10 protein-coding genes are annotated in these 11,717 nt (G+C 53.3%); 5 read left to right on the top strand and 5 right to left on the bottom strand.

The genetic code is table 11. The features are described from left to right. Positions 1–60 precede the first annotated feature (60 nt). The 3 genes from ubiA to TALK_RS17920 all read left to right on the top strand — a co-directional run bounded on the left by ubiA (position 61) and on the right by TALK_RS17920 (position 3,696). Complete coding sequence (gene ubiA, locus TALK_RS17910; RefSeq protein ID WP_085620519.1) at positions 61–999, top strand: 4-hydroxybenzoate octaprenyltransferase; 939 nt, start codon at positions 61–63, stop codon at positions 997–999. A gap of 117 nt (positions 1,000–1,116) precedes the next feature. After that, a complete protein-coding gene (locus TALK_RS17915; RefSeq protein WP_085620520.1) occupies positions 1,117–2,949 on the top strand; it encodes a cation:proton antiporter in 1,833 nt (610 codons plus the stop codon). A 33-nt stretch (positions 2,950–2,982) separates the two neighbouring features. Next, complete coding sequence (locus tag TALK_RS17920; RefSeq protein WP_339861718.1) at positions 2,983–3,696, top strand: class I SAM-dependent methyltransferase; 714 nt, start codon at positions 2,983–2,985, stop codon at positions 3,694–3,696. A 12-nt stretch (positions 3,697–3,708) separates the two neighbouring features. Here the strand turns inward: TALK_RS17920 and TALK_RS17925 are convergent, their stop codons facing one another. Beyond that, complete coding sequence (locus tag TALK_RS17925) at positions 3,709–4,449, bottom strand: hypothetical protein (RefSeq protein ID WP_085620522.1); 741 nt, start codon at positions 4,447–4,449, stop codon at positions 3,709–3,711. A 17-nt stretch (positions 4,450–4,466) separates the two neighbouring features. After that, positions 4,467–4,823, bottom strand: coding sequence for a DUF4170 domain-containing protein (locus tag TALK_RS17930; RefSeq protein ID WP_085620523.1), 357 nt, complete (start codon positions 4,821–4,823; stop codon positions 4,467–4,469). A 255-nt stretch (positions 4,824–5,078) separates the two neighbouring features. Between TALK_RS17930 and TALK_RS17935 the strand changes: the two genes are divergently transcribed. Next, a complete protein-coding gene (locus TALK_RS17935; RefSeq protein WP_085620524.1) occupies positions 5,079–6,605 on the top strand; it encodes a UbiD family decarboxylase in 1,527 nt (508 codons plus the stop codon). A gap of 162 nt (positions 6,606–6,767) precedes the next feature. Here TALK_RS17935 and TALK_RS17945 read toward each other — a convergent pair whose 3' ends face one another. Both TALK_RS17945 and TALK_RS17950 read right to left on the bottom strand, forming a co-directional pair. Next, positions 6,768–7,010 carry a type II toxin-antitoxin system CcdA family antitoxin gene (locus TALK_RS17945; protein WP_085620525.1) on the bottom strand — a complete coding sequence of 81 codons (243 nt, stop codon included), beginning with the start codon at positions 7,008–7,010 and terminating at the stop codon, positions 6,768–6,770. A gap of 36 nt (positions 7,011–7,046) precedes the next feature. Beyond that, positions 7,047–7,619 (bottom strand): hypothetical protein, encoded by a 573-nt coding sequence (locus tag TALK_RS17950; protein ID WP_211274844.1) that lies wholly within the window; start codon positions 7,617–7,619, stop codon positions 7,047–7,049. Positions 7,620–7,785: 166 nt separating this feature from the next. On the opposite strand from TALK_RS17950, the gene TALK_RS17955 reads away from it, so the two are divergent. Then, positions 7,786–9,135, top strand: coding sequence for a TldD/PmbA family protein (locus TALK_RS17955; RefSeq protein WP_085620526.1), 1,350 nt, complete (start codon positions 7,786–7,788; stop codon positions 9,133–9,135). An 89-nt stretch (positions 9,136–9,224) separates the two neighbouring features. On the opposite strand, the gene TALK_RS17960 is transcribed toward TALK_RS17955, so the two are convergent. Continuing rightward, entirely contained in the window at positions 9,225–11,273 is a 2,049-nt protein-coding gene (locus TALK_RS17960) for a HAMP domain-containing methyl-accepting chemotaxis protein (RefSeq protein WP_085620527.1), read from the bottom strand. Between the last annotated feature and the right edge of the window lie 444 nt (positions 11,274–11,717).

Below are 11,717 nucleotides of genomic sequence, written 5' to 3' on the forward strand. Positions count from 1 at the left end.
TATGTCCCCAAGCCGTTTTCCGGCGAAGTTCAGTTTGTTAAGGCGTTACATAGGTCGATTATGACACAGGTCAACCAACCGATACAAAACACGAAAAACGATATGCCAAAAGATGGCTGGATTGATCGTTTTGCCCCGGTGGCGACCCGCCCCTATCTTAAACTGGCACGTCTTGATCGTCCAATTGGCACGTGGCTTTTACTTTTGCCTTGCTGGTGGTCAACCGCAATGGCAAGTGACGATACACCAAGCATCTTGATGATGGTTTATTTTGCCATCGGTGCGCTGATCATGCGCGGCGCGGGATGCGTTGTAAATGATCTGGCGGATCGCAATTTTGATGGCAAGGTCGAACGCACCGCCACCCGCCCGATCCCCAGTGGTCAGGTCAAGGTCTGGCAGGCCTTCGCGTTCCTTGGTCTGTTGCTTTTGATCGGATTGGCGATTTTGGTGCAATTTCGCATCGAGGCAATCATTGTCGGCATTTGTTCCTTGCCGCTGATCATTACCTATCCGTTTATGAAGCGCATTACCTATTGGCCACAAGCGGTTTTGGGCCTGACATTTAACTGGGGTGCGCTTGTCGGCTGGGCCGCGGTCACCGGCAGCGTCGCACCGGCGGCGATTGTGATGTATATCGCCGGGTTCTTTTGGACGCTGGGCTATGACACCATTTACGCCCATCAGGACAAGGAAGATGACATCAAGATCGGGGTGAAATCACTGGCACTGCGTTTGGGCGATGCCACGCCACAATGGGCGATGGGGTTCTATACGGTTACCACGCTGTTGCTGGGCGTTTCGGGTCTGCTGGCGGGATTACACTGGGTTTATTTCCCGCTTCTGGCGCTGGCGTGTCTGCATCTGGCCTGGCAGGTTGCGACGGTCAAACTTGACGATGCGGCCAACTGCCTGAAACGGTTTAAATCAAACCGCGATTTCGGTTTGTTGGTTTTGGTGGCGATTATTGTTGCCAACCTTATGGAAGTCGCGTCTTAAAGGCCCCACCTACGGTCTGGGCCTGGGGTCTGCACCTAGAAAACTCTGCTTTACGGTTGCAACGGTTCACCCTGCCCCCAATTGACTGTTTTGTCGTCCTTTTAAGAAAGATGGCCTATGACCGCATCACTTGCCCTGATGATTGCTGCGCTGATCCTGACCGGTGTCGGGGCGCAATGGATTGCCTGGCGCGCCGGGATTCCGGGCATTGTTTTATTGTCGGTTGTCGGATTGGTTGTTGGGCCGGGAACCGGGCTTATTGACCCTGTCACGGATTTTGGCCCGTTGTTGCAGCCCCTTGTCGCGGTTGCCGTCGCGGTCATTTTGTTTGAAGGTGGTCTTGCGCTTGATTTTCGCGAGTTGACACATAGTGTCAGCGGTGTCATCCGCTTGACCACGGTAGCACCGCTTGTGGCCTGGCTGCTTGGCGCGGGGGCGGCCCATTACCTTGCCGATCTGTCATGGCCGGTCGCCGCCCTGTTTGGCGGCATTATGATTGTGACCGGGCCAACTGTTATTGCGCCATTATTACGTCATGCGCGATTGTCCAAACGCCCGGCAACGCTTTTGAAATGGGAAGGCATCGTGAACGACCCGACCGGGGCGCTGTTTGCCGTTCTGGCCTATGAAGTGATTGCCGCAAGCCAGCATGGCAACGGTTTTGCCGCCGCCATTGGCCATCTGGCGATTACGATATTAGTTGCCGTTGCGATTGGCCTTGTTTTTGGTATTGGCACGGTTCAGGTTTTCAAGCGTGGCTGGATACCGGAATTCCTCAAAGCGCCACTTGTGCTTGGCGTGCTTTTGACCTGCTTTGCCGGGGCCAATGAAATTCAGGAAGAAACCGGGCTTTTGGCGGTAACCGTTCTGGGCCTTACCATTGGCAATGCCCATTTGATGGCAATCGATGAAATCCGCCGGTTCAAAGAAACCCTGACCATCATTTTGGTCTCAAGCGTGTTTATCATCCTGACCGCGACGCTTGAATGGTCGATGATTGCCGAACTGACATGGGGCCATGGGCTTTTTGTTGTCGTAATGCTGTTTGTCGTGCGTCCGGTTTCGGTCATCGGGTCATTGAGTTTTTCCAAGGTCAGCTGGAAAGAGCGCCTTTTGGTCGGTTGGATCGCACCGCGCGGGATTGTTGCGGTTGCGGTATCGGGCCTGTTTGGCACCGAGCTTGTCCATCTTGGCTATGCCGATGGGGCACTTTTGATCCCGCTGGCCTTTGCCATGGTGTTTTCAACCGTCGTCTTGCACGGATTTTCCATTCGCCCGATGGCCCGCCATCTTGATCTGGCGGTCAAGGGGCCACCCGGCGTTTTGATTGTCGGGGCGCATCAATGGACGATCGACCTTGCCAAACGGTTTGCCGAACTTGACATTCCGGTGGTCATTGCCGACAGCAGATGGCACAGCCTGCGCCCGGCACGCGAAGCCGGCCTGACCACCTATTATGGTGAAGTCCTGTCGGAAGTATTCGAACACCATCTTGATACCACGTCATTAGGCAAACTGATCGCCGCGACGGATAATGATGCTTATAACACACTGGTTTGTACTGATTTTGCACCGGAATTTGGCCGCCGTGCAGTTTTCCAAACCGGCATGCATGGGTCGCCCGAAGATCCCAAACGCCACAGTCAGACCTTGGGCGGGTTGTCGCTTTTCTCTGAACCGCTGACCACCGATGACATTCGCGCCGCATTCCGCAATGGTGCGGAAATTCGTCAAACCAAACTGACCGATGGCTTTGGCAGAGACGACTTTATTGCCCTTCAGGGCGACACACCGCTGGTAATTGCGCTGGTGCGCGGCGCGCAACTTCATATGGGCCCCGACATACCCAAGGCAAAACCGCGCGACATTCTGCTTTATCTTGGGCGAAACAATCCTGAACGGCAAAAACCCGATGCGACTTCGCTTGCCCCCGACGTGCAAAGCAAGTAAGCCCCGCCCAACAGCTTTCGCCAACACGGGTCCATGATGATTGAAAATGTTTTCGCCGATGCCCTGGTTCCCGAGGTCGATGATCCGCGTTTTGCCGATCTGATCGATGTCTATACAGTTCCGGCGCGTGTGCCGCTGGCACCGGAAATCGAGATGTATCTGGCAACGCATATCACCCCGCTTTGGCAGGCGACCGAGGATATCCTTGGCGTGCTTGATATCCCGCCACCCTATTGGGCGTTTGCCTGGCCCGGCGGACAGGCGATCACGCGCTATATCCTTGATCACCCGGAACTGGTGCGCGGCAAAAAGGTGCTTGATTTCGCCTGTGGTGGCGGCATGCAGGCAATTGCCTGTGTCATGGCCGGGGCTGACAGCATTTTGGCCAATGATATCGATCCTGTGGCGATCACGGCAACGCGGTTAAATGCGACGCGCAATGACGTCGAATTTGACACGACAACGGAAAACTTTGTCGGCACACAATCGACAACCCGGCGATGGGATGTGATTTTTGCCGGTGATGTTTGCTATCAGCAAGACATGGCCGATGCGGTGCTGCAATGGTTGATGAATGAAGCCCGCCTTGGCGCGCGGGTGATTTTGGCCGACCCGGGTCGGACCTATGCCCCGACGCATAACATCGATGAACTTGAAACCTATGATGTACCGGTTGATGTGGCGGTCGAGGATACCGACACAAAATTCACCCGGGTCTGGCAGTTATTACCAGACCGCAGCCGTTAAACCCGCCCCCGGTCATCGCGGCCCGGCAAGGCTTTGACGAAAGACCGGATCATCCATCAGGCGCAAGACAAATTCAGGCCGGGCAACCATCCCAGCCCGGCGCGCCATATATTGGATCATGTCCCATTGGCTTGCCGTGGCAAAACGCCGGTTTGACGCCTTGATCGCCGACAGGGCAAAAACATCATCACCGTTAAAAACCCAGCCCATTGCCGATTGATAACTTCCGACGTGATCCACCGTGACGCCGCAATCAAGCACGACATCATGCCCGGCAAGCTGGCGATAACGATAATGCGCCGGAACGGCCTCGGTCGCATGCATATGGCTAAGTTGATCATGGGTCAGCCAGGTTACGGCCATCCGCACCCGCGTGCCCGGTGACGGGGCAAGAGTTGCAGGCAACGCGCCATAGCCGGTGATATGAGCGGAATACACAACATCATGATGGGCCATCCAGCCCATGGTGACCGGCAGGTTTTCATGATGATGTGGCGGGCTGAACTTACGCGCCAATTGGACCGGCGCGCGGTTTGATCCGATTGCCAAAACCGGAGTCCGGCCCGCGATACGATCGGCAATGCTATCGCGGGGCAACGGGGAAACGATGCCGTCACCAAACAGAAAATCATGATCGGGCGCGTCATAGGGATACAAAAACGCGCGCAGGAGGTCCTGCGCGCGTGGATGTTTTTCAATCTGTTCGCGCAAGGCCGGATCAAGGATCGCCTGCGCATCAGAAACAGAAAACATGTTTAGCCCGATCTGGCTTAACCTTCGACGACGCGATAACGGCAATTGCAGTTATCAACATTCTGCCATGCCAATTTTGACCAGGCTTTTTCGGCATCATCGAAAGTCGCAAACGGGCCATGGCGTTCTTCCTGGCCACCGACTGGCGTTTCAAATTCGGTGGTTTCGTATTCGCCACCGACAACCCAGTATTCTTCGAGGCGTTCAATACGATACCGTGAATTGGCATCGTCAACCGACTGCCAAGCCATTTTCGACCATTGCTGTTCCGCGTCTTCGAAGCTGCCAAACGGACCGACCTTGGTTTCTTCGCCGATGGGCTGATCGAAACCGGTATCCTGATAGGTGCCCCCGATAACCCAATATTTGGCCATCTGTGCGTCCTTACATGTTTTGTGAATTCGATGTGCCGCGCCGGGTGGTGCAGCGCGACTCTATTTCAGTGTCATTGTATAACTAAATGATGCCACGACCAAAACCGATAAATTATGCAACGCAGCATCCCATGATGATTTGGGGAATGCAGGATGGAATTTCAATTTCTATATCTAAAACACCAAGGTTGTCGCGACCGGTTGGTCGGCGTATGAAGACAATCAGATCCGTTTCACAGTCAGTGTCAGGTGCCTATGCCTTATAAATCGCTTCGCGACTTCATGGATGATCTGGAAAAAACCGGTCGTCTGGTACGCGTGTCCGAGCCGGTATCGCCGGTTTTGGAAATGACAGAAATCCAAACCCGATTGCTGGCCGAAGGCGGCCCGGCGGTTCTGTTTGAAAATGTTATTGGCGAAGACGGCAAAAAATACGACATGCCGGTTCTGGTGAATTTGTTTGGCACGGTCGACCGCGTTGCGGCAGGCATGAACCGCAAACCCGAAGAATTGCGCGAAGTCGGTGAAACGCTGGCGTTTTTAAAACAGCCCGAACCACCCGGCAGCCTTAAAGAAGCGTTTTCGATGCTGCCACTGGCCAAAACCGTGATGGCGATGAAGCCCAAAACGGTCAAGAATGCGCCGTGTCAGGAAATCGTGCTTGAGGGCGACGATATTGATCTGTCGAAATTACCCATCCAGTCCTGCTGGCCCGATGAACCGGCCCCACTGATTACCTGGCCGCTGGTGGTCACACAGGGGCCAACCGCCAACGACAAAAACGGCGACAAGCGCGACGTGTTTAACCTTGGCATTTATCGCATGCAGGTGCTGGGCAAGAACAAGGCGATCATGCGCTGGCTGAAACATCGCGGCGGGGCGCAGCATCATGCGCGCTGGAAAAAGGAAAAACGCGATCCGTTGCCTGCCGCCATCGTACTTGGTGCCGATCCGGGTACGATTTTAGCCGCCGTTACCCCGGTTCCCGATACATTGTCTGAATATCAGTTTGCCGGGCTCCTGCGCGGGGAAAAGGTTGAACTGGTCGATTGCAAGACCGTGCCGCTGAAAGTTCCGGCCACCGCCGAGATCATTTTGGAAGGCTATGTGTCACTTGATGAATACGCGCCCGAGGGGCCATATGGCGACCATACGGGATATTATAATTCGGTCGAGGATTTCCCGGTCTTTACCATCACCGCAATCACAATGCGCAAAAATCCGATTTACCTGTCGACCTTTACCGGCCGCCCGCCAGATGAACCATCGGTCCTTGGCGAGGCCTTAAACGATGTGTTTGTGCCGCTTTTGCAGCAGCAATTCCCCGAAATCACCGATTTTTGGTTGCCGCCCGAAGGATGTTCATATCGCATCGCGGTTGTGTCGATGAAGAAAGCCTATCCGGGCCATGCCAAGCGCGTGATGATGGGGGTTTGGTCGTTCCTGCGGCAATTCATGTATACCAAATTCGTCATTGTCGTGGATGACGATATTGATGTGCGAGACTGGAAAGACGTGATGTGGGCAATCTCAACCCGCATGGACCCGGTGCGCGATATCACCACCGTCACCGAAACGCCGATTGATTATCTTGACTTCGCATCGCCCGAAAGCGGCCTTGGCGGCAAATTGGGGCTTGATGCCACCAATAAACTGCCGCCTGAAACCCACCGTGAATGGGGCGAAAAAATCTATATGGATGACAAGATCATTGATCGCGTTGATGCCAAATGGGAACGCTATGGCCTTCCGGGCAGCGGCAAGAAGATTTGGAAAGACTAGGGTCAGGACCCATTAATTCCCTGAAAACCATGTCGAGTGCGTCGGTGAGTACAATTTGTTCTGAAACCTCACCGACTTTCGCGCCCAGTTCAGCAATTGAAACCGTTGCAATGAACTGAGGCAGCAAAACTCACTGCGAATTATAAATATCATACCGCGCCATCAGAATTTTCGGTGCGCGGCGAGCGGAATTCCATGGTTTTCAACATAGGCGTTGCTTGCTTGAATTGCGGCCCTGTTTTCCTGTTTCCACAGTTCCGCCTGACGCTTGGCAACAGCTTCGTGCAAACCTTCTTCTGCGCTGCGTGAAATGTTTATTCCAAGCTTTTTCGCCATTTTCAAAAGCTCAGCCTCAAGACTTACATTGGTCGCCTTACGTAACGCCTTGGTCGCAACAATGCGCATAATACCTGCGCATGACATTATTCGTGGCTATCTGGCTCAATTGCGGAAGAACATCCAGTGTTCGCCATTGCCAGCCGGTGTGTTCGACCAGAAGAATTGCGGCGCGTCACACATGAAATCGTCGATGCGGATCGCGATATTGCACAGCTCGCCATCGCCGATCACGTCGCGCATGAAGTCGGTTTCATTGATTTGCCAACTCATGACCGGCGGGGCGGTTTTATCGTCAATGCAAAGGGCATATTGTTCAGATTGTTCGAACGGAATTTGTTTGAGTTCCGAATGCAGGTTCCCGCCATGACGGGTTACCATCAGAACATCAAAGAACGGCCCGTCGGGGTTATCGCGATCCATCCAGCCGACAATCTGATCATTGACGTTATCACAGGTAAAATCCCCCACCAGCACCTGATGGCGGTTCAGCGCCGCATTTTGCCCGGCCTGAACACGCATTTCGCGATAGAGATCACTGGCGGTTACCGGATTGGCAACAACATGATCAGCCGGTATTTCATCGGCCAGAGCCGTAGCGCATAAAAACACACCGGCAAAACCGGCCAAAAGTGATCGCGCAAACCTGATCATCGCGACATTTTTCAACGCCATCATCCATCTTTGATTTCACGCCAGCATTGCGTGTCTTTCCTGCCGGTCATTATAGCCGATTGCGTCCCACATTGGGAATGATTGCAAAAGATCGGGTGGTTCCCTTTGCGAAAAGCGATCAGCCTGCCTATAACCATAGGAAACCACATTCCGTTCAAAGGAAGCTTCCATGCCCAAAACCGACATGACACTTGATCGCATCACTGACCTTTTGGCGCGCGCAAAAAAGGCCGGTGCCGATGATGCGGATGCCGTTTATGTCGAAGGAACATCTTTGTCAGTATCCCAGCGACTGGGCAAGTTGGAGAAACTTGAACGTTCAGAGGGTGCCGACCTTGGCCTTCGTGTCCTGATTGGCAAACAGCAGGCGGTTGTATCGTCATCCGATACCAGCGAAAGCGCGTTGAACGAGTTGATCGAACGCGCCGTTGCCATGGCGAAAAATGCGCCCGAAGATCCGTTCTGCGGCATTGCCGATCCGTCTGAACTGGCCAAAATATTTGATGTTGAGGCATTAGAGCTTTGCGAACCGGGCGAAGTCAGCCAGGAAAAACTGATTGCCTGGGCGACCGCGTGCGAAGAAGCCGCACGTTCGGTCGAAAGCATTACCAATTCGGAAGGATCCGATGCAGGTTGGGGCCGCCATCAGGTCACGCTGGCCGCGACCAATGGATTTGCCAATTCCTATGCCGGAAGCGGTAGCCACATTTCCGTATCCGTCATTGCCGGGACCGGCACAGGCATGGAACGCGATTACGATTATGACAGCGCCGTCTTTTCAACCGATCTTCGCGATCCGGTAGAGATCGGGTTAAAGGCCGCGGAAAAGACCCTGAAACGGATGAACCCACGCAAGGTCAAAAGCACACAGGTGCCGGTGATTTATGATCCGCGTGTTTCAGCATCCATTGTTGGCCATCTGGCCGGTGCCATCAACGGATCAGGCATCGCACGCGGCACCAGTTTCCTGCTGGATGCGATGGGCAAGGAAATCTTTGCCCCCGGGATCAACATCATTGATAACCCGCATCGCAAACGCGGTCTTCGGTCCAAACCGTTCGACGCCGAAGGGGTTGCCAATCAAAAGCGCCACCTGATCGAAGACGGCGTTTTAAAAACCTGGATCATGGATTTGCGGTCGGCGCGTCAGCTGGGCTTGAAATCAACCGGCAATGCATCGCGTGGTGCCGGGAGCCTTCCGGGGCCATCGACGACCAACCTGTATATGGAACCGGGCAGCATTTCACCCGCGGACATGATCAAGGGCATCAAATCAGGCCTTTATATCACCGAGATGATCGGTAGCAGCGTGAATGGCGTGACCGGCGATTATTCACGCGGTGCATCGGGTTTCTGGATCGAAGATGGCGTATTGGCCTATCCGGTATCGGAAATCACGGTCGCCGGAAACCTGAAGGATATGTTCAAATCCGTGGTTCCGGCCAATGACCTGACATTTAAATACGGCACCAATGCCCCGACCCTTCGGATTGATGGCCTGACCCTTGCCGGTCAGTAAGTGCCCGCCCAAATGGGCGTAATAACCTGAAATGAAAAACCCCGGTCAATTTGTTGACCGGCGGGGTTTTGTATTAGGCAGGCAGCATATCAAGCCGCTCGGATGGTGCTTACAAAGCTATCCGTGGCGCCCTTAAGCGTTGTGAAGTTTTCCGACAGCATTGTGACGGCACTCAGCACATCGCCCGATGCCGATCCGGTTTCGCGCACAGCATCGCTGACCGATACGATGCTTGAACTGACAATCGTGGTGCCGGTTGCCGCCTGTTCGATATTGAACGCAATTTCACGGGTGGCGGCGGTTTGTTCTTCAACAGCGGATGAAATCGTTGAAACGATCCCGTCCATTTCGCTGATTGTTTTGCCAATCAGTTCGATCCGGCTGACAGCATCGCCGGTTCGGGACTGAATATTTGCCACCTGCCGGGCGATTTCCTCGGTCGCTTTGGTCGATTGTACGGCAAGGTTTTTGACCTCGCCGGCAACAACAGCAAAACCTTTTCCAGCTTCACCGGCACGCGAGGCTTCGATTGTTGCATTCAGCGCCAGCATATTGGTCTGTTCGGCAATATCGGAGATCAGGCGCAGCACGGCTTCGATACTGTCGGATGCGTTGACCAATTCCTGCATACTGGCAAAGGTGTCTTGTGCCTGTTCGACGGCCTTATGTGCGACTTCCGAAGACAAGATGACCTGACGGTTAATTTCCTCGATCGAAGCATTGAGTTCCTCGGTCGCCGACGCAACGGTTTGGACATTGCCACTGGCTTCTTCGGTGGCGGCGGCAACGGCCGCTGTCTGGCTGGATGCGGCACTGGCAAGATTTGACATGCTGTCCGCAGTTGCCTGTAATTCAACCGCAGCCGAGGCAACAGATTCAAGGATCTGACCGACACTGGTGTTAAAACTATCGGCCGTCTGGTTCATGAAAGCACGCTGTGCCGCTTTGGCACGTTTTTCCTGTTCGATGGCTTCGGCTTCAAGTTGATTGTTGTGGATCGCGTTCTCCTTGAAAACCTGAACCGCACCGGCCATTTGACCGATTTCATCACGGCGCGCTTGCGACGGTATGACGACCTCCAAATCACGATCGGCAAGTCGACGCATGACCCCGGTGATCGCCACAATCGGATGCGACAGACGATTGCCCAACAGCCACGCGATCACGATCCCCATCATTCCGCCAGCCAGTGACGCAATCAGGATATCCTTTTCGGCGGTTCCGACGGCACCCATCATCCGATCAAAAATGGTTTTCTCAACCGCTGTAATTTCGACCATCAGTTTTTCGGCATCAGAAATTATTTCCTGTGCCGCGATACGCATTTCCCCATTTACCGTATCTTCGATTTCAAGTTCATCCTTGCGAATTTTACCAAAGACATCGCGATGATCAGAAAACATCTTCATCGCATCCGCAATAACCAACCTGTCTTCGGAACTTTGAACATTCTGTTCAATCGACTTGAGTATCTTTTCAAGTTCGGAAAATTCAAATGCTGCCTTGTCACCAAAGCTGCTGTCTTGGCGACCAATCAGAATGTTGGCGTAAAGCTGGGCCAGCAGAGCATGTTCACGTGCAGAAACAACCTGCTTGAGCATTGTGAAATCACTGTTCATTTCGGCATGGCTGACAAGCGTATTAAGGTCTTCCAACACTTTGACCCCGTCGGGCTCCAACCGTTCCAAGATAAGCCCGTGATATTCATCACTGAGCTCCTTGGACCGTTCAAAATCATGCATATAGAGCGCAAGATCATCCGTCATCCGTTCGATCCGGGCCTGATGATCCGGATTGGTGAAGTGTTGCTTTGCCTGTTCCATCAAGGGCGCAAGAGCAGCCGCAATTTCATAGACGCGGTTGGCGTCTTCTTCATGCGCCGTATTGGCAAATTCACGGGCATGGGCGCTAAAGCGCAAGAATCGAGCTTCAATCTGACCGATAAGGGAAGCTTCTTCGACATGCAGCGCATATTCGTCAATGTCTTTGGAAATGGTCACGAAGCTTAAAAAGGCAAAGACCAATACCGCGCCCAGAACAATCAGCACCACGGTAAAGCCCAGCAATATCTTCGTTCGAACCCGAAGGTTGGTTAGAAATCCAGCCTTGTCATCGGAAACAGCTTGAACAGTTGCCACTTAACACTCCCCACATCTAGATTAACGCACGCCATTTCCGGTACCGCCATCTGTGGGCTGTACCGGTTAATTGGCGCGACATTACCAGCGCATAAATCGCGCCAGTATGTTCATATGGTGAAACTAAACGGCCATTAAACCATCGCGCGATAATGTATTTAAGAAAGCTCATTAAAAGTTTAGTTCGCGAAACTTGATAAGCCCCGGAATTCACGATGTTTTTCGCCTGATTAAGGGAATTTCAGGATAAACGAATTGCAGGTATCTTTGACAAAGGCAATCGGCCGCCCACACGAATGCCGCCACAGAGACATCATCATCCATGGCCAAAAGTCTGCACACCATGACATGGTAAAGCACACAACATCAGCATAAGTTCGCACGAAGATTCCAGGCACTAGATTGGGGCAATCCCCCTAGGCGGTGTTTACATTCAGGATTCCC

Source organism: Thalassospira alkalitolerans (genome assembly GCF_002115745.1).
Lineage (GTDB): Bacteria > Pseudomonadota > Alphaproteobacteria > Rhodospirillales > Thalassospiraceae > Thalassospira > Thalassospira alkalitolerans.